The sequence below is a fragment of the Halodesulfovibrio aestuarii DSM 17919 = ATCC 29578 genome, assembly GCF_000384815.1.
GTDB lineage: Bacteria > Desulfobacterota > Desulfovibrionia > Desulfovibrionales > Desulfovibrionaceae > Halodesulfovibrio > Halodesulfovibrio aestuarii.
The window spans coordinates 1,039,557-1,059,028 of record NZ_ARQF01000021.1 but is presented as its reverse complement, the minus strand read 5'-3'; the positions used below and the strand labels follow the sequence as shown (position 1 = coordinate 1,059,028).

Sequence of the window (19,472 nt, the reverse complement as noted above, 5' to 3'; positions counted from 1 at the left end):
TGCTTTTCTTTTTCAAAATTTCTTAGTGCAGAATGAATATCGAGTCATAAAAAAAGGGCGGCTTCATGTTGAAGTCACCCTTTCAAATGTATAGTTCGGAACGTACCGCAAGTCGAATCAGGTCGCCCGCATTGTTGTTACCAGCTCTTGTCTTCAGGACGATGAATATAAAATTCCATCCTGTCATTAAGCTTTCGGTTCTCTTCTGTCGTGTTTGGCAATAACGGACGTGAATCTGCGTAGCCGACAGCTTTAAGTCGTGATGCCGGAATCTTGGAACGAGACATAATTGCACGCAGTAACGCAGCAGCACGGGCGGATGAAAGTTCCCAGTTTGTAGGGTATGCTTCTGTTTTTTCAATTGTATTGGCTGTATGCCCACGTACTACCATGTTAACGGTGTGCTGTTTTAGTATATTGATGGCGCCGTCCAGCAGTTTTTCACTGCCTGTTTTCAGTGTTGCAGAACCGGGAGCAAAAAAGTTTGTTACCGGAATGCGGAGAATAAGTCCCTTATTGTCCGCCGTCACAGTTGCAACTTTTTGTAAGGACGGGTCTTCAAGCATGTAGCTCTTAATTTCGAGTAACATGCCCAGAATCATTTGGTCTTCTTCCTTCAGCTTTACGTCGGAGCGTTCAAATTTTGAGGGTGAAAATGCTGCAAAATTTGCCGTTTTACGTTTGACCTGAATGCCGAATGCATCTTTGACGGAGCCTGCAAGTGTTTTAAACTTGTTGGCATCCTGCTGGGCAAACGAGAGCAGAAGAACGAAGAAGCAGAGAAGCAGTGTTACCAGATCTGCAAAGGTTGCCATCCAAAGCGGCAGCCCTTCTTCAACTGGTGGTTCATCCCCACCGCGCTTTCGAGGGTCAGCCATACTATCGTTCCTGACGTTTTGACGGCGGGAGGAATGAGTTTAATTTCTCTCTTACGATATTCGGATGTTCGCCGTTTAAAATTGAAAGTACGCCTTCGGTCATGAGCTCCATGTTTGTGGCTTCTTCGTTAGAACGTTCTTCCAGTTTTTTTGCGAGCGGCAGGAAGATGCAGTTAGCCAGAATAGCACCATAGAAGGTGGTGAGCAGTGCAACCGCCATTGCAGGGCCAATGGCAGAAGGGTCATCAAGAGCCTGAAGCATTCGTACCAGACCGATAAGCGTACCGATCATGCCGAATGCCGGAGCCATGTTGCCCATCCCTTTAAATACTTCCTGACCGGTGCGGTGACGCTTTTTCATTATTTCAACGTCAATTTCCATGACGGAACGGATGAGAGATTCCTCTGTGCCGTCCGCAACAAGGAGAACACCGCGTTTTAAAAATTCGTTTTCAATACTGACTTTTTCAAGCGCAACAAGGCTTTCCTTGCGTGCACGATCTGCAAGGTTGATAACAATGTCGATAGAGTCCAGTGGGTCTGGCGGCTTGGAGAAAAAAGCCTTCATGCCGACTTTCATTGAGCCCAGTACTGTGCCAAGCGGGAACATAATGAAAGCTACAGCAATCGTGCCACCGAATACAACGAGAATCGAAGGCATATCAATGAACCCTGCGGGACTTCCGCCGACAGCAATAGCACCGATGATAAGTGCTAATGAGCCAAACAGGCCAATAAGCGTTGCTATATCCATGAGGTAGTTACTTCTTAATTGCTGGGGAGTTGAAGCGTAATTCGCCGTCTTGTAAACTGACAGCTACATTTTCCAGATAATCGTTAATTTTTGTGTAATATCCGCCGATACTTATTTCTACACCCGGACGGATTGTGCCTGGTACAATGACACGGCAAAGTTCTGAGTTTGCGTTTTTTTTCATTAATTTCATAATACGCCGTTGTTCTCTGCGAAGTGATCCCATTCGTTTTTCTTCAAACTCAAGATTAGCCCGGTTCTCAGCACGGTGGAGATCACTTTTTGCACTGGTTTTCAGCAACTGCTTAATGTTTTCGTCTACAGCCGTAATTTTATCCTCAATGCCTTCCAGCTTTTTCATTAGAGCAGGGGGATAGCCCATAATGATAGATGTGGGGGTATTGATACCTCCACCAAGCTGTTCACCAACATATACCATGTTGTTGGCATAGATCTTACCGCCTTGTAGTCTCTCTTTGACGATAAGTGTTCCATTGAGTGACATTTGAGTATGAAGGGAGGATCCTTCAATATAGATGTCATTGCCAGCCTGTAGGTCGCAATTTTCGCAAAAAGCGGCACGAATATTACTACCAGCATCTATGACACAAGATTTGGCTCCCTTGATCCCGCTTTGTGCGGTGAACGCGTCCAATGCACGAATTGTTGCACCTTCCACAATATCTTTTACCAGAATATTACGTGCAAGCAGCTCAAAACCTGTGCGAACCGTACCATGGACGCATAGGTCGTTTACGTAAATAACGTTTCCGGTGCTGAAGTTCACGTCACCATGAATATTCAACAGTTTTTTTACCGAGATAAGGTCTTCATGGTAAAAAACGTATCCGTTTTTTGTAGCAAGGAGCTGGTGACTGTTTTCTGGATTCACAATCGTATTGGGGCCTGCCGGGAGTACGGGTGAATCTAAGATAAATTGTGGATCAAGGAATTCTGTGTCTTCCGGTGCCGGCACAAGTTCAGCAAGGATTTGGCCGGCAATAATATTTTGCACGTATCCAAGGCAGTGGTGATCAACACGACCGTGCGATACGGCAGCTGGTGAGAGCTTTGTGTGATTGAAAAAGGGGTCGAAGTAGTGGCGCAAATAATATGTCATACGAAAGCATCCCACTAGAGAGGAAGACTGGAGAGCATATCGTCTTCATTCCGAAAAAGATTAAAAAAACGTAACAACTGTTTTTTCTGCAAAAGTTCAAGAAAGTGCCGTGGTGGAGACAGGATATGTAAAATCTTCCCGTGGCCACGTACTCGTGAGTTTAAGTACACAAGCAGATGCAACCCCGATTCGTCAACGGCACCCAACTCAGATAAATCCAGCACAACATGTTGATAGTCCTGCACAGCAATAAGCGTTTCAAAATGCTCCTTAAGAGGCTGGCATAATTCATGTGTCAGATCTTTCTTGTACAGGAGTATTAATGCAGAGCCTAATCTGGACGTGCTAGCTGGATTCATATTGTTCTCGATATTGTGATGCCGGAGTAGAATCAGTACGGGAGCTGTGGCAAATAATAGCAGCAGTACTTGTGATATCCCCATTATGAACCATATCGGTCTTTTTCCCATTGCCTAAAGATGCGTATGCTTTTTCTAATATAAAAAAAAGCTAACTGCAATTTAAGCTTTGCTTAAAAAAAAATGGTAAAGTCTATCTGAATGCAGTGATGTACTCTTGAGTGTTGAAGCGTTTTATGTACATTGTGTGTTGTGTACTTGATAATAAGTGTTTCTATATTTGAGTGTTAATAAAAAGGCTGAGTACATTAGTACTCAGCCTTCCGTAACATCGTTTATTGTGTTGTTATATAAAGTCATCTGATGAGAGCATAATCGTAACAGGCCCCCAGTTTGTGAGTGATACATCCATATCTGCACCGAAAACGCCGCACTGGACTAAGTTCGGCAGTTCAGCTTTGCAATGTTCTGCAAAGGTATCAAACAGCTTTGAAGCGATAGCAGGCGGACATGCCGATGTAAAAGATGGTCTGCGTCCACGCTTGCAGTCTGCATATAACGTAAACTGAGGAACAAGGAGTAAGCTGTTGCCTGTGTCTTTCAGGCTCAGGTTCATTTTGCCGTGTTCATCAGAGAAGATGCGTAGGCCTATCATCTTTTGCAGCATGGTATTCCATACAGTTTTTAATGGCATATCTTCTGTATCCTGTGCGCCAAAGCCCACAAGAACAACAAGGCCATTATCTATGGAAGCCACGGGCTGGCCTGCAATGTGGACAGAGCCGTTTTTTACTCGTTGTAGTAATAACTTCATAGTTACTGGACTGTTTTTGTTTCAGCAGTTGCTTCAACTGCAGTGTCTGTGGTGACTTTCGTCATAGCTTCTGTTCCTTCAGCCGGGGTAATCTCTTCCTGCTGTTTTACAACAGTATTCTGTGCTTCGTCAGATGCATCAGAAGCAACAGGCGCAACAGGCGCAGCTGCTTTTCTTGCATTTTCAGGGCTGTTGCCTGCAGCTCTTTTGGTGTCCTGTTTTTTTTCTTCTTCAACTCTAAGAGCACGACGCAGAACTTTACCGACAATGGTTTTCGGCAGTTCGTCACGGAATTCAACTTGCTTAGGAACTTTGTAGTTCGCAAGTTTTTCGCGGCAGTGAGAAAGAATTTCCGACTTGGTCAATTCTTCGCCCACCTTAGGCACAATGTACACCTTGATAATTTCACCACGGGTTTTGTGCGGAACACCCACAGTTACCGCTTCTTGAACTTTTGGATGTTCGTAGAGTACTTCATCAATTTCGCGCGGGTACACATTGTATCCGGCTACGATGATCATGTCCTTCTTGCGGTCAACAATATAGAAGTAGCCTTCCTCATCCATCGTGGCGATATCGCCTGTATACAACCAGCCGTTACGCAACGTAGAAGCTGTTTCATCCGGTCGGTTCCAGTAACCCATCATGACCTGAGGGCCACGGAGTATAAGTTCACCTATTTTTCCGGTTGGGAGAGGAATACTGCCTACTTCCATATCTACAATGCGTGCATCAGTATCCGGAAACGGCAGACCTATAGATCCGTTTTTGGCAACGCCAAGAAGCGGATTCAAATGTGTAACCGGAGAGGCTTCTGTAAGGCCGAAACCTTCAAGCAGCTGGGCACCGGTAATTTTTTTGAATTGGTGCATCTGTTCAACCGGCATCGGTGAAGAACCGGAGATACAGTACTTGATACAGCTTAGGTCATATTTAGAAAGACCTTTTTGCTGCATAAGTGAAATGTATACAGACGGCGCACCCGGGAAGATGGTCGGCTTGTATTTTTGAATTCCATCGAGAACGTCTTTTGGAACGTATCGAGGGAAAGGAATAACTGTTGCTCCCATAGTGCAAGGGAACAGCATGCTTACGGTAAGTCCAAATACATGGAAATACGGAAGCAATCCGAGGAACGTGTGATGTTCTTCAGATATGCCGGCCAGCATGGCGCGGCACTGCTCGACGTTAGCTGTAAGGTTGGCATGGGAAAGCATGACACCTTTGGAAATGCCTGTAGTTCCGCCAGTATACTGTAACAGAGCAATAGAGTTTTTAGGGTCCTTGGTAGGGACGCTTAATTGTTCTTTAGATGCGAAAAGCGTTTTCCATGGAAAGACAGATTTGTTGTCGTACGGGACATCGATTTGTGTTTTCTGCCATTTGTTTTTTAACGTAAAAACAGTGTTCAGCGGAAAACTCAATGCATCGGAAATACGGCTGACAAAGTATTTCTCAATAGGTAACTTTTTGCGCAGTTTTGCAAGTTTCGGCCACACAAGATCAAGCGTAATCATGTGCTTTGCGCCGCAATCATTGATTTGGTGAACCAGTTCCTTCTCCATATAGAGAGGATTGGTCATCACAACTATGCCACCAGCCTTGAGCGTTCCCCAAAAGGCTATCATGGTCTGAGGCAAGTTCGGCATCATGATTGATACGCGATCACCGGGATTAACACCTTGTTCGCGCAGATTCGCCGCAAAGCGTTCTGCAAGCGTGTGGAGCTGCTTGTATGTAAGTTTGTAGTTTTTAAAGACTACGGCATTGCGTTTCGGCGTATTTTTTGCCGCTTCGTCAAGAATGTTAGGAATAGAAATATTCTTGTACGCTATTTTCGCCGGTACATCCGGATCGTAGTTGTCCAGCCACGGGCGTTCGAATGGTAAATCCTGTTCGTTCATATCGTATTAATATTGCTAAGGTTGATATGAGGTCAGTCGTCATTTTTGATACAGAGTAGTACCCCGTGAACCCCGATAGTGCAACCCCCGGATGCGAAAGGGATGCCTTATGAAAAAGTAAAGCCCGCAATTGCGGGCTTTACTAATAACTATAGAATGATATCGATTACAGCAGACCAGCGTCTGCCATGATGGATTTAAGCTTTTTCAAGTTTTCTTCAGCAAGTGGCACCATCGGCAGTCTGAAGTCTGTATCCATTTTTCCCTGAAGTGCGAGAGCCGTTTTGACAGGGATAGGGTTGGACTCCATAAACATGGCACGGTTAAGTGGCTGCATTTCAAAATGCAGTTTACGTGCTGTTGTAATATCACCCTCGTTCCATGCACTGCACAGAGCTGCCATTTTTTTAGGCAGGAGGTTGGATACTACGGAGATAACTCCGGCGCCGCCGAGAGAGAGCAGTGGCAGCAGGGTGAAGTCATCACCGGAGAGTACATTAAGGGATGTTCCGCACTGTTCAATAAGGTCAGAAACCTGAACAAGATTGCCGGTCGCTTCTTTGATACCAGTGATCTGAGGAATATCTTTATGTAACCGTGCAACAGTTGAAGGCAGAATGTTGCTACCGGTTCTACCCGGTACGTTATAGAGCACCATAGGGATAGTGATTGTGTCAGCAATATGCTTGAAGTGCTGGTAAATGCCTTCTTGAGTTGGTTTATTGTAGTAAGGGCTTATGAGAAGAACGCCGTCCGCACCCGCATCTTTAGCGAACTGGGTAAGGTGGATAGCTTCCTTCGTATTGTTGGAACCGGCACCGGCGAGAACTGGCACACGTTTATTTGCCTGTTCAACACAGATTCGGATGGCTTCTTTGTGCTCATCATGTGTGAGTGTTGCAGATTCACCAGTTGTACCGCATGGTACTAAGCCGTTGATACCTTCAGTGATCTGCCATTCAATATGCTTTCGAAAGCGTTCTTCATCAATTTTGCCATCTTGAAACGGAGTTACCAGTGCAGTATAGGCTCCGGAAAAATTCATATAGCCTCCTCATGTGGGCAAAAGTGCTGCCCGCAGCGGGTTTGTCGTGTTAATCTAGTGTCAGTCCGAGTGATTCAAGCATTGCATTGCCAGAGTAAATAACAAGCGCCTTACCTTTTAAGAAAACGCTATCACCCTCGATAGATATGCTTAGAATTTCTCCACCGGAAGATTTTACACGTACATTAGTGCCGGTTAACCCAAGGGCGTGTGCTACGACAACACCAGCAACGGCACCAGTACCGCAGGCAAAAGTTTCATCTTCAACGCCGCGTTCGTACGTGCGAAGATGTACGTTTTCGCGGTCAATAACGCTCATAAAGTTCGCATTGGTACCGGCAGGAGAAAACATATCGTGGTAACGGATAAGAGCGCCAAGCTCTTTTACGTTCAACGCGGATGCATTTTCTGCAACGTATACAGCATGCGGAACGCCGGTGTTAACAAAATGAATTTCGTCGTCACCGTCTTTCAACGTAATTGGTTTCTGTAATTCCAATCCCTGAGGTGGAGTGAGTTCAACTTTGATCTCACCATCGTCACAAAATTCTGCGCGGATCGGGCCTGCATCTGTTCCAAATGTGTGAACAGGAGCCGCAAGGCCGATCTGGACTGCAAGCTTGGCGGCACAACGCGATGCGTTGCCGCACATTTCTGCTCGGGAACCATCCGCATTGTAAAAATGCCAACGGTAATCAAGAGTGGTGTCGTCAGATTCTTCTAAGAAAACAAGACCGTCAGCACCGACACCGAAGGCGCGGCGGCATATTTTCTGAGCCCACTCACTCATATGCGAAACAGGCACATTGTATTCTCGGTTATCAATGAAAACAAAGTCATTGCCGCAGCCCTGCATTTTGTAAATGGCTACGTGTTTTGTGGTAGGATTCATGTGAACTCCTGATGCGGGTAGAGCGTGCCCGTTTCTACCGCGTCACTCAAAATAAAAGCATTACGTGTACTTTTCTGTTTCCGTAAAGCAAATACGGCTACAGAAAAAAGGATGAAAAATTTCATCATCAAATTAATAACGTGTGTGTAAGACTACCTAACAGTGTGCAGTGTTACGTAGCTTAGTGTACATACACCCTATGATTCTGCTGTACAACAGGGAGAAGGTCAACCCTGTTACCTGCCTGAGATCAAAAATGTTTTATCACATAACATATTAATCAAAGTCTCTAATCGGTCATCAAGAGTTGGCAGATAGCTCTTTGTATTCACACGTGGGCGCCACTACCATTGATTAGAAAAGAAGAGGGCAGGTGTTAGGCAGACAAATTATATTGTCGGTTTTCGATGAGAACAAGTGTGCTGGGCAGGGCGAGAAAGAAATACTCTGACGCAGAAAATATAATCCTAACCCTCTAAGCGGTCAAGTGGGGGGAGTCTGCGGGCGCCAGCCAACCGTAACTGAACCGTGAAGGCATGCGGGGAATGTTCTGGTGGTGCTCTTGTTTTGCTTATTGTCAAAGACAATAGGCTGGTAACGCGTACTAGCAATATTTTGTGAACAGTGTTCAGGTGACAAAAGAAAAGCGCAGGCCGTAGCCTGCGCTTTTACAGAGATATAGAAAACAGTCTAGCTGTTTAAAAACTCTTTAAGCTCTTTACCTGCGCGGAAGAACGGAAGATGCTTAGGGTTTACGGTTACAACTTCACCGGTTTTTGGATTACGACCAGTGTAGCCTTCGTACTCTTTCATTTTAAAGCTGCCAAAGCCACGAATTTCAACGCGGTTGCCTTCAGCAAGGGCATCTTTCATGCTATCAACAAAGACGTTAACCATCATGGTTGCTTCTTCGATAGCAATGTTATTTTCTTCAGACAAAGTTTTAATCAGTTCGCTTTTGTTCATTCTCAACTCCCACTGTACGATACAGCGTAGATGTTCTGGATTTATGTTTATGTAAGTATGTGCTTTCTAGCTATGTGATATACTTCATTATGACGCAAACTGTTTAATTGTTCAAGAGTTAATTGCTGATATCACTCGTACTTTCTCTAAAAATTGACTTTGAAATGTCTTCTAACATGCTCTTTTTAATTTTTTGCAATTTGACTGCAATAGCAAAGATGTCTTTTGCGGCGCGGCTGTTGGGCGCGTGCTTCATTAATGGAGTCTGTTTTCGGACAGATTCGGGAACCATTTTATCCTGACGAATACCGCCGAGGAACTCAGGAGTAAAACCGAGGAAACGTTCACAGGCTGTTGCGAGTCTGTTGTAAGTTCCTGTTTCTTCGGATTTATCTTCTGCCTGATTCACGATGATATAAAAGTCTTTTACGTTATGCTGTGTCGAGAGGACTTTCATAAGAGCGTAGCTGTCTGTAAGGGATGTTGGTTCTGGTGTTACAACTACAACACGTATACGTGTCATTGCAGCAAAGGCGAGTACTGTAGGAGTAATGCCTGCACCAAGATCCATTAACAGGTATTCATACTTACTAAACAATGGATTAAGACGCTGGAAGAGTAAGCTTCGCAGGTCGCTGTCCATTTCTACGAGTTCCGGTACGCCGGAGGCTGCCGGTAAAAAATCGAACCCGTCAGGTTCAATAGGGAACGCAACTTCAGCTGCGGGGGTGTCAGTGTCTAACAGGCTCTGCATATTAGTGTCTGGTGTAACACCAAGCAGAACATCAAGGTTGGCAAGACCTAAATCACAGTCCATGAGCATGACGGGGAACCCGCCTCTGTACATGCAGTAGCCAAGATTAAGAGCGATGTTGGTTTTCCCCACGCCGCCCTTGCCGCTAAGAATAGAAATTGTGAGAGTATTGTTGGCTTTCATTCGGGGTAACTGCCTTATTTAGATCCGGAAAAAAGGAATTGTTTGCACCATAGTGGAGCGATCATATTCGAATTCAATGAGTTGTCTGGTCACATGAACTTGATTCTTACCGGCATTTTTTGCCCGATAGAGAGCCTTGTCTGCCACATCAAAAAGGTCTTGCCCTTTTGCTTTGTTACGTCCCTTAAGAGATGCAACACCGGCAGAGAAAGTGCACTGGATAGTGGCTCCCTTGCATTTTATCAACGTGTCAGCGAACATCGAACAGAGTCGATCCATCAGAGCTTTTGCCCTGAGAGGGCCGGCGCCTGGTAATAGGAGTGCAAATTCCTCGCCACCTACGCGTGCCGCATGGTCGTATCCACGAGTAGATGCGTCCAGCATATCAGCGAGTGTTCTGATGACTTCATCACCGCAGCTATGGCCAAAGGTGTCATTAATGCTTTTAAAATCATCTAGGTCAATCATAGCTAAGCTTAACTGACCGTTACTGCGTTCAACCCTTTGTAGCTCCATAGAGAGCTTATGCTCAAAGGCCTGCTTATTATATAGTCCAGTTAATGCGTCACGTTCTGACTTGTGCGTAAGGTCGTTGATAACCCTTTGCAGGTTCGCAATGTTGAAATAGGTCGAGTTGTCCAGATCAAGTGCGAACCATTCGGAAAACCCGTACTTTTCAGACAGGTTGTTCCAATCTTCCATGGTCAGACCGGGTATAAGTCGAGTAAGCGCTAGCTGTTGATCAACTTGAATAACCGGATCGGATTGAGCATGCGTCAAAATAAGCTGGCGCAGCTTGTCCAGTTCGGCCGTCAAGTTCTCAAGACTTTCCGGGCATAAGTTATGTTGTCTTTTCTGCATGTAAATAAAGCAGGAAATCACGCAAGAACTGGTCCAGTTTTCCATCTAAAACTGAATCAACATCCCCGATCTCCGAGTTTGTCCTGTGATCTTTCACAAGGCGGTATGGCTGAAGCGTATAAGTCCGTATTTGACTACCGAAACTGATATCCATTTTACCAGCATATTCTGCCTGACGTTCGTCCTGCACTTTGCGCAGTTCAATTTCATACAGTCGGGATTTAAGAATTTGTAACGCAGTATCTTTGTTTGCATGCTGCGATTTCTCGTTTTGACACTGTGCGGTTACGCCTGTTGGAACATGCGTAATACGTACAGCGGAACTGGTTGTGTTAACGCTCTGGCCACCCGGGCCGCTGGAGCGGAACACGTCAATGCGTAGATCACCCTCTTTAATGTCTACCGTAATGTCCTTACCGGCATCCGGAATGACATCAATCGACGCAAATGAAGTGTGCCTTCGTCCTGAGGAGTCAAATGGTGAGATGCGTATTAGCCTGTGGATACCTCGTTCCCCTTTAAGGAATCCATAAGCGTTTTCACCCTTAATACGCAGCGTGACACTTTTAATGCCCGCCTCGTCGCCATCAAGTAAGTCGAGATATTCGACTTTAAATTTATGTCTGTCAGCCCAACGCACATACATGCGGAGGAGCATTTGTGCCCAGTCTTGAGCCTCTGTGCCACCTGCACCGGGGTGAATTTCCAGAATTGCGCTGTTTTGATCTTCCGGTGCGCTTAGCAGTAAATTAAGTTCAGTCTGCTCTAATAGTTCTTCCAGAAGTGTGGTCTGCTCATTGAGCGTATCCAGTACCTCTGTGCTTTGATCCTCTTCAGCCAGTGTAAGCCATTCAGCTAAATCATCTTTAACCTGCATGAGGGTTTCCAGACGGTCAACTTGTGTTTCAAGCTGGCTTTTTTCCTGCAACACAGGGGTAAGCTTGTCAGGATTGTCCCATGCACCGGGACTGGAGAGTTGTTTCTCAATTTCATCAAGGCGGTCTTTACTGCCTTTTAGGTCAAAGCCTCCTCCATAAGGAGTTGAACTGTTCGGTTAAAGCGTTACTTTTAGTTCTTAAATCCGCTAATTGAAGCATGTTATATTTCTTTCTTTTTATTTGTATAAATGGAGTAGGCCAGTACCGCTATAGCTCCCGCAATGATAAGTGCGCGGATTAAAGAAAAGAACCGGTGGTAGAATGTAAAGCCGGTTCGTGTTCCTACTGATCCAAAAACTACATCCGCACGGAATGATTTCCCTTTGGTTGTAATGTTGCCTTTGGGGTCAATAATAGCAGTGATGCCGGTATTTGTTGCCCGGGCCAAGTATCGGCCTTGTTCAACAGCCCGCAGGATGGTCATATCCAGATGCTGTTCGGGGGCGGCTGTTTTTCCGAACCATGCGTCGTTACTAATATTCACCAGTAAATTCGCCCCCCTCTCAACACGATCCTGCACAAGTTCAGTGAATGTTGCTTCATAGCAAATCAGTACACCCATTGCAAGATTTCCAACTGAAATAGGATCATGCTTTGTTCCCGGCTCAAAGGTGCCGGTGCCCTGAAGCAGGTCTTCTGCAAACGGTATGTAAAATGGAACATATTCACCGAACGGAACAAGATGCACCTTATCGTACCACGAAAGCATAAGCCCTTCGGAGTCGATTAAATATGCTCTGTTAAAAATATCAAACTTACGCCCTCCGGTGCCCGTGGCATAGCCCGGCGTGCCGATGAGATACGGTGCTTTACTGGCGATGGCAAGACTTCGTATGAGCGGAAGGTACTCTCTGCTGCTCTGAAGATAGAACGGCATAGATGTTTCCGGCCAGATAACAAGATCAACAGGGTGGTCGAGCACCTGTTTGCTAAGGGTAATGTAGCGGTCGACCGTGCCGCGCATATAGCGCTTGTTCCATTTTGCGCCCTGATCAATATTACCCTGAACCATAGCTATTTTTATATTGGCGTCGGCATCTGCCGGTTGAATCCAAGAGTAATAGCTCGAGGTAAAGAGCAGTGCGAGAGACATAAGCGCAGCAACAGAGTGTTTGACAGAACTGGTGATCAAGGCTGCGGTAATATAACAGGCCAGAGCCGCGAGCAGGGCGGAGTAGCCTTCTGCTCCAAGAACACTTACCGGTTGTACATATGCTGGCCAGTCAGAAAACGCAGCTGCGAGGGAGGCCCATGGAAAACCGCTGAATAAAGTTCCGCGAGCGAGTTCCAACGTGCCCCAGAGGAAAAATGTGCTTATTCCCACATATAACGGGGTAGCGTTACGAAGAAGTTTATAGCAGCACCATGAGAAGACTGCGCTGTAGATACCCAGTAAAAAGGAAACGCCGACTGGCCCGCTGATAGCAAGGTACCATGGCATGGCGGTTTGTTCTGCAAAAGGGACGGCAATCCAATACAGGCATGCGCTAAACGCGACAGTACCTGCCAACAGGCCTCTTCGGAACGCTATTACCCCCGACTCTGCCTGAAGGCCGAGAAGATACAGACAAGCCGGATAGAGCAAGACAAGGGGAGGTAACTGATAGATAGTATTGGCTGAGCCAAGTGCTAGTCCGGCAGTACTCATAGCAAGTAATGGGGCAAATTGTAGCATTGTTGCACACTGACTTTTTTTTGTGTTCCGGTCAAGATTCTCAAATGGTTGTACATGCGTTGCACGTTTAGAGAAATTAACCGCTGAGAAAAGAAAACACCCTGCAAAAGCAGGGTGTATGTCGTTTTTTTAGATAAAGAACTTATTGTTTTTGGGGTGCGTCTTCAGGTTTCGCAGCCTTTATAAGTCGAATTTGTTTGGCGTCTGCATCCTCAATAGTGAAATCAAAGCCGGAAACGTGGAACGTCTCACCGGATTGTGGAACATGACCCGCCAGTTCACTTAGGTATCCACCAAGTGTTTCCACCTGTTCAGATTCCAGCGTGATAGAAAGTTCTTCACTGACATCTTCAAGGGCTGCACGACCTGTAATGATGTAGTTCCCATCGTCTGTGGAGCGAATATCTTCAAGCTTCGGAGTGTCGTATTCGTCCTCAATTTCGCCGACAATCTCTTCGAGAATGTCTTCAATGGTAATAAGGCCGGAAGTGCCACCGTATTCGTCTACAGCAATGGCGATATGCTGTTTTCTTGTGCGGAATTCCTGTAACAGATCTGTTACTATTTTGGTTTCCGGAACAAAAAACGGCTTACGCATAAAGCTTACAAGCGGAGAATCACGCAGGGTTGGGTCGTGCAGGTGAATAAGCAGGTCTTTTGCGTAGATAAGACCGACAATATTGTCCCTGTTTTCTTCGTATAGTGGGATTCGCGAGTGTCCAGATTCAACAATGAGTTTAACAAGGTCGCCAGTGGATGTGGTTGTCTCTGTGCAGACTATGTCTGTTCGAGGAACCATAATCTCATGGACCTGAGTTTCGTCAAGTGAGAGTACATTGAGGAGCATTGAACCTTCTTCGGCTTCAAGCTCGCCTTCCTCACGGGCATCGATAATGGCTTTTTCAACGTCCTCTTCTGTCGTTTTACTGAAGAGATTTCCAAGTACGTTCCACAATCGACTCTCAGAACCTCCGTCCAAGGTGGGTCTCCTTTTTAAGGTTATTATAAAATGGGGTACAATACATAAGATATTACTGTACCGATGAGTTTAGTGTAGTGCAAGCATTGGATACACACTTGTTCGTTTTGCGTGTCTGCCTGCGGTGCTTAAATACCTTTTTCGCGGTACAGTTCCAGATGTCTGCGCATTACCCAGTTACCTATACTGTCCAGTCCTGTGCCGATTGGCTCTTCGATCCAGCGCAGTTCTGCTGTATTTTTTTTGTCAGGTTGCGCGGTGAAAAGGAATTGCAGGCCAAGTTCAGCGTCATGCGTTACAAAGTCGATAAAAGGATTCTGAACTCTGCATAGTAACCAGTAGCGGACACGCTGACCTGTGTCAGGATCCCATAGGTCAATCAGCAGAAAAAGCTTATCGCCGATTTTAAAATCTAAATCGCATTTGCGCATTTCAGCTCGCGGAATACGGACTTTGGTGCCCCCTGCGGAAATGTTATCCAATATAATCTGGGAACTTTTTTCAGGAAGATACGTTAATACAGGGCGTCCCCATTGGCGGATATCCAATGTCCCTTTGGTGGAAATTCCATCAGGTGCGATCCATGCAGCAAGTCCCATAATATACTGTTGCGGCGGCGAAATACGTAATGATGCGCGCTTCTGTCGTTGTTCCAGCTTAACAGGAGTCTGCAACGTGAGTATTGCAGTGCCGTTTGCGTAGCCTCGAACGCCTAGGATTTGTGTGGTGAACATGAAAAACGTGCTGCCAGTGCTTACTTTGTGCACTTGGAAGTAGCAGTCCACGTCTTTCCCTACCCAGGAGCTTTGCAAGTTGGTAAGTCCGCTGCATTCAATAGTAAGCACATCTTTGGATACATCTGTCAGCAGGCAGGATGTGGAGCGTCGCTTTTCGCCGTTAGAATGGAACTGTACTTCAAATTTTTCGTGTTCATCGCGTGCTATGCGCAATGTGTTAGCAATATGGGAAGGGTGTAATACCCAGTCCTGCGGGATATATTTATTGTTTTTGCGGTTTTTGAACCACATAAATATGATGACAGCAATCAGTATGGCAACGATTAAAAGCAAAGCATAGACAGTAAAAAGAGCTGTTTCTGTGCGAAAAGACGATGCAGAAAAGCTCTTTCCGATCTGGGAAAAGAAGTTATTACTTGAGGTAGAGGCGCTGAATATGAAGTCGTGCACGTAATACTCTGCTTTTTGTACTGTTAAACATAAAATGATGTTGATGCAGGTTTAAAAAAATATACTGAAAATATAATAAAGTGAACAGGTTTGTTGTGCATGTAAAAAATGGCACAACAGCTGGATTAAACACTGCATGTCAAAGGCGGAAATATATTTTTTTAAGCAAGAATGACGCCAAAATAGAATGCTCTCCCATGAAGTGCAGTGCCTGTCCTACGTATTTTGTGTGTCGGACAAAAAAAGAGTAAAAAAAACAGCTACCGGAGACGGCAGCTGTTTTTTTTACTGAGAAACTAAATTTTACCAAGCTTCTTCAAGTGAATTTCCAGACAGGAAATTGCTGCCGGGGTAACCCCTGAAATACGTGACGCCTGCCCAAGGTTGAGCGGCTGCACGGCTGCAAGTTTTTCCTCTACCTCGCGGGTGAGTCCCGCAACCTCGGTGTAGTCGAGGTCTTGAGGAAGAGGAACGCTTTCCATACGGCTGAAACGTTGAACAAGCTCGCTTTGGCGCTTCAGGTACCCCGCATACTTAACAACAACCTGTGCTTCCATCTTCGCATCTTCTTGGAAATCTGTAATTTCAGGCCAGAATAGTTTCAAGTCGTCAATAGTTAATGCAGGACGACGCAGTACTTCCGCGAGTGTAAGGCTTTTAACAGGATGTGCTTCACCGAGGCTATCAAAAATAGCACGAATTTTTGAGTCAGGTTTAATGCGTCGTTCTTCCAGTTCATCAAGAAGGGTAGACAGTGCCGTGCGTTTTGCGTCGAACATTACCCACTGGTCATCTTTTACCAGACCGATTTCGCGGCCGATTTCGGTAAGGCGCATGTCAGCGTTACTTTCTCTCAGCAGCAGGCGGTGTTCCGCGCGGGAGGTAAACATGCGGTACGGCTCGTTAGTGCCCTTGGTGACAAGGTCATCAATAAGAACGCCGATGTATGCCTGATCGCGACCAAGAATGAACGGGGCGCGTCCTGTAAGTGCGCAGAATGCGTTAATTGCTGCCCACAGACCTTGTGCCGCAGCTTCTTCGTAGCCTGATGTGCCGTTAACCTGACCTGCAAGGTACAGACCCGGCAGTACTTTGGTTTCCAACGTCGGGCGTAACTGGGTCGGGTTCGCGTAGTCATACTCAATAGCGTAGCCCGGACGGATAATCTGAGCGTTCTCCAGACCCGGAACAGTCTTGAGCATTGCTTTTTGAATATCCAGAGGCAAGCTGGTAGAAATACCGTTCGGATAGCATTCAGGACTGTGTAATCCTTCAGGTTCTATAAAAATATGGTGTCGGATTTTTTCAGGGAAACGCGCAATCTTATCTTCAATAGAAGGACAGTAGCGCGCGCCGGTTCCGTCAATTACACCCGTAAACAACGGGGAGCGGTCGAAACCTGTTCTGATGATTTCGTGTGTCTTTTCGTTCGTCCAAGTCTGGTAACAAGGCAGCTGCGGCAGAGGAATTTCTTTTGTTCGGAAGCTGAACGGAGGCGGCGGGGTGTCACCGTGCTGCACTTCCATCGCAGAAAAATCGATGCTGTCTTTCAGAATGCGCGGAACAGTACCTGTTTTCAGACGGCCAAGTTCCAGACCGACGTCCTTCAGGGATTCTGACAATCCGCTGTTTGCCGGATCTCCAAGACGCCCTCCGGAAAAGTTGTTCAGGCCGACATGGATAAGACCGCGCATGAATGTTCCTGTAGTAATGATAACAGTCTTAGCAGCAAACTCTTGTCCCAGCTGGGTACGGACACCGGTGCATCGTCCGTTTTCAGTCAGTAGGGTATGTGCTGTATCCTGCCATATCCATAAATTTTCCTGTGCAAACACGTCGCGTTTAACAACGCGCATGTACTCTTCGCGGTCAATCTGTGCACGGGTTGCATGTACGGCAGGGCCTTTACTGGTGTTCAGTGTGCGGAACTGAATGCCGGACTGGTCTGCCCAGACCCCCATCATGCCGCCAAGTGCGTCGATCTCACGAACCATGTGACCTTTAGCAAGGCCGCCAATAGCCGGATTGCAAGAAAGCGCGCCAATGTGATCCAAGTTGATCGTCAGCAATAACGTGGTCATTCCAAGGTTGCTGGCTGCCATGGCAGCCTCGGCACCGGCGTGACCTGCGCCTACAACAATGACATCAAAAATAGCTGGAGGGGGTGTTTTTATCATATTTTTTCTTCGTAATTTCTACTGCATATGCCTCCGGCGACTACAGCCGCCGGAGGCAAAATAAAACGTACTTATTTAGTTGTATCAAACAGCATGGCGGCGATAACTTTGGCATCACCGATGTTGCATGAGATACGGCTTTTTTCGTTAGGCACGTGCGGGTTCGGTACGAGCTTGCTCCAGCATGCTACCGGAAGCCCTTCTTCGCGCAGGTGTGCTGCTACGGTGCCGCCGCCAACACCTTTCGGCTGTGGAGTTACATTGTAAACTTTCTTAATCGCACGGTCGAGCAGAGTTACCACTTCGCAGTCTATAGGAGTCTGTGCAGTGGACTGGTTCGCCTGATCTTCTTCATAGGTGATTTGCACGCCGTATTCAGCGATTACTTCGTCGCCGATCTTTTTCATTTCTTTGCGGACATCATCCAGATCGTACCCCGGAAGGATGCGGCAATCTACGTAGAATACATCAAGACCCGGTACGGTGTTGATGTTTGGTACGTTTGCTTCTTTTTTGGTCGGTGTGAAAGTGGAAATCGGAGGATCGAAGAGGTTGTCGACGCGATCGAAGATTTCGTGCAATTTCTTAATCTTGAGAATGAAAGCGGATGCAGCCTCGAGGGAGTTGACTCCTTCTGCCGGTGTAGAACCGTGGCACTGCTTACCGATTACGGAAATTTTTTGCCAAAAGATGGACTTTTCAGCAACTTCAATCATGGTTCCGTCAGCATCGCCGATATCTGGAACCATGATCAGGTCGTCTTTTTTGAAGATTTCAGGACGCTCTTTCAGGACGTACTCAAGACCGAACTTGCTGCCGGTCTCTTCGTCAGCAGTAAGGATGAGGCCGAGGGTGTATTCCGGCGTCATGTTGGTATCTACCAGACCCTTTGCAACGAGAAGGCCGGAAACGATAGCCTGCTGGTTATCTTCCACGCCACGGCCGTAAATGTAGTCGCCGTCTACGCGCAGTGTCCAAGGGTCGCTTTCCCACAGATCATGGTCGCCGGTCGGTACAACGTCGGTGTGGCCGATGATCCAGAGAGTTTTTTCGGATTTACCCGGAATACGTGCGATAATTGTCGGGCGGTAGCCGCAATCAACGCGGGAATCCGGAGCGCGCATTTCCTCAACATCTGTAATGTTGTTTACCTTAAGCCAGTCGAGAAGGTAGTCAGCCTTGTCTTTCTCGCCCTGTCCGCCACTGGAAGGGCAAAGTGCAGGCCGCGCGGTCATCTCTTTTTGTAGTTCAATTACGAGATCATGCTGGTCATCAAGAAATTCGAGAAGTTGTTCGCTCATGGAAGTTCTCCGTCAGAGAATCGGGGTGGATACGTTGGTTAACTTGCCTGACAATACATTTTCAGGAAGAAAGAATTGAGTGCAAAAGGCGTATCTTCAGCAAGTCTTTGAACCTGATGAAAAATGGGGAGACGGCGAAGCGTGAAAAATTTCAGCTCGGGGTGTAGCTGCCTACATGTGAGTTGGAATTTTTAGAAGCAACGCGTCATTGCGCTGAGTTCTTTCTTCCTGAAAAAGAAAAAGGGAAGGTTGTAAGCCAACCTTCCCCCTCTCTAACCAAAATATAGCTGATTAACGACCGCGAGCGGCACGTTTGGAAGCTTTAAGTGGGTTAAGTTTTACTTCACCAGACTTATCCACGGTTGCTTTAACGTGGGTAGCGAAGTTGCATGCACCAAGAGCCCATTTGGCTTCTGGCTGTGCGTAACTTTTACAGTAGGTCTGGCCTTCGAACTCATCGGTGCGCTCGCAGCCCTGACACTGTTCGACCACTGGCTGGCATACAAACCCGTTAAAGAGCATGCCTTCTTCAGTCATTTTTGCATCGGCGAAGCTTACAGCTTTAGCACTCATATTAATTTCCTCCTGAGGTCGCGCGGGCTACGCGCGCATATTATCTTTGAAGCGATGTCCAATTATATTTTTTTGACAAAAAGTCAACTAAAAAACAAATCGTCAATATGTG

Annotated in this window: 18 protein-coding genes; all 18 read right to left on the bottom strand. The window is 46.4% G+C overall.

All coding sequences use genetic code 11. The annotated features are described in order from the left end of the window. Nucleotides 1-137 precede the first annotated feature (137 nt). Entirely contained in the window at nt 138-878 is a 741-nt protein-coding gene (locus F461_RS0115815; protein WP_020002135.1) for a flagellar motor protein MotB, read from the bottom strand. A 1-nt stretch (nt 879) separates the two neighbouring features. Continuing rightward, a complete protein-coding gene (locus F461_RS0115810) occupies nt 880-1,632 on the bottom strand; it encodes a motility protein A (RefSeq protein WP_020002134.1) in 753 nt (250 codons plus the stop codon). A gap of 7 nt (nt 1,633-1,639) precedes the next feature. Beyond that, a complete protein-coding gene (locus F461_RS0115805; protein ID WP_020002133.1) occupies nt 1,640-2,752 on the bottom strand; it encodes a FapA family protein in 1,113 nt (370 codons plus the stop codon). 14 nt (nt 2,753-2,766) lie between these two features. Continuing rightward, complete coding sequence (locus F461_RS18840) at nt 2,767-3,111, bottom strand: STAS domain-containing protein (RefSeq protein WP_020002132.1); 345 nt, start codon at nt 3,109-3,111, stop codon at nt 2,767-2,769. A gap of 346 nt (nt 3,112-3,457) precedes the next feature. Further along, nucleotides 3,458-3,925: a D-aminoacyl-tRNA deacylase gene (gene dtd, locus F461_RS0115795; RefSeq protein ID WP_020002131.1), complete on the bottom strand. Its 468-nt coding sequence runs from the start codon at nt 3,923-3,925 to the stop codon at nt 3,458-3,460. 2 nt (nt 3,926-3,927) lie between these two features. After that, complete coding sequence (locus F461_RS0115790; RefSeq protein WP_020002130.1) at nt 3,928-5,829, bottom strand: long-chain-fatty-acid--CoA ligase; 1,902 nt, start codon at nt 5,827-5,829, stop codon at nt 3,928-3,930. Between the two features lie 166 nt (nt 5,830-5,995). After that, nucleotides 5,996-6,874, bottom strand: a complete 879-nt coding sequence (gene dapA, locus F461_RS0115785; protein ID WP_020002129.1) for a 4-hydroxy-tetrahydrodipicolinate synthase — start codon at nt 6,872-6,874, stop codon at nt 5,996-5,998. 49 nt (nt 6,875-6,923) lie between these two features. Then, a complete protein-coding gene (dapF, locus tag F461_RS0115780) occupies nt 6,924-7,766 on the bottom strand; it encodes a diaminopimelate epimerase (RefSeq protein ID WP_020002128.1) in 843 nt (280 codons plus the stop codon). Nucleotides 7,767-8,456: 690 nt separating this feature from the next. Beyond that, nucleotides 8,457-8,777 carry an HU family DNA-binding protein gene (locus F461_RS0115775; RefSeq protein WP_487042751.1) on the bottom strand — a complete coding sequence of 107 codons (321 nt, stop codon included), beginning with the start codon at nt 8,775-8,777 and terminating at the stop codon, nt 8,457-8,459. A gap of 73 nt (nt 8,778-8,850) precedes the next feature. Next, nucleotides 8,851-9,669, bottom strand: coding sequence for a MinD/ParA family protein (locus F461_RS0115770; protein ID WP_020002126.1), 819 nt, complete (start codon nt 9,667-9,669; stop codon nt 8,851-8,853). 18 nt (nt 9,670-9,687) lie between these two features. Next, the gene (locus F461_RS18205; RefSeq protein WP_051089217.1) at nt 9,688-10,530 is read right to left on the bottom strand and encodes a GGDEF domain-containing protein; all 843 of its coding nucleotides are present in this window, start codon (nt 10,528-10,530) and stop codon (nt 9,688-9,690) included. Next, a protein-coding gene (gene prfB, locus F461_RS0115760; RefSeq protein ID WP_178337370.1) for a peptide chain release factor 2 occupies nt 10,511-11,627 on the bottom strand; the annotation gives its coding sequence in 2 pieces (ribosomal slippage) (nt 10,511-11,551 and nt 11,553-11,627; 1,116 coding nt in all). The genes F461_RS18205 and prfB overlap by 20 nt, the downstream gene beginning before the upstream one ends. Nucleotide 11,628: 1 nt before the next feature. Continuing rightward, the gene (lnt, locus tag F461_RS18200; RefSeq protein ID WP_020002125.1) at nt 11,629-13,143 is read right to left on the bottom strand and encodes an apolipoprotein N-acyltransferase; all 1,515 of its coding nucleotides are present in this window, start codon (nt 13,141-13,143) and stop codon (nt 11,629-11,631) included. A gap of 142 nt (nt 13,144-13,285) precedes the next feature. Continuing rightward, nucleotides 13,286-14,122, bottom strand: a complete 837-nt coding sequence (locus F461_RS0115750; RefSeq protein WP_020002124.1) for a hemolysin family protein — start codon at nt 14,120-14,122, stop codon at nt 13,286-13,288. A 128-nt stretch (nt 14,123-14,250) separates the two neighbouring features. Continuing rightward, a complete protein-coding gene (locus F461_RS0115745) occupies nt 14,251-15,309 on the bottom strand; it encodes a hypothetical protein (protein ID WP_020002123.1) in 1,059 nt (352 codons plus the stop codon). A gap of 296 nt (nt 15,310-15,605) precedes the next feature. Continuing rightward, nucleotides 15,606-17,486, bottom strand: a complete 1,881-nt coding sequence (gene mnmG / locus F461_RS0115740; RefSeq protein ID WP_020002122.1) for a tRNA uridine-5-carboxymethylaminomethyl(34) synthesis enzyme MnmG — start codon at nt 17,484-17,486, stop codon at nt 15,606-15,608. A gap of 71 nt (nt 17,487-17,557) precedes the next feature. Further along, entirely contained in the window at nt 17,558-18,787 is a 1,230-nt protein-coding gene (locus F461_RS0115735; protein WP_020002121.1) for a M20 family metallo-hydrolase, read from the bottom strand. Nucleotides 18,788-19,078: 291 nt separating this feature from the next. Then, entirely contained in the window at nt 19,079-19,360 is a 282-nt protein-coding gene (locus tag F461_RS0115730) for a PxxKW family cysteine-rich protein (protein WP_020002120.1), read from the bottom strand. Nucleotides 19,361-19,472 lie beyond the last annotated feature (112 nt).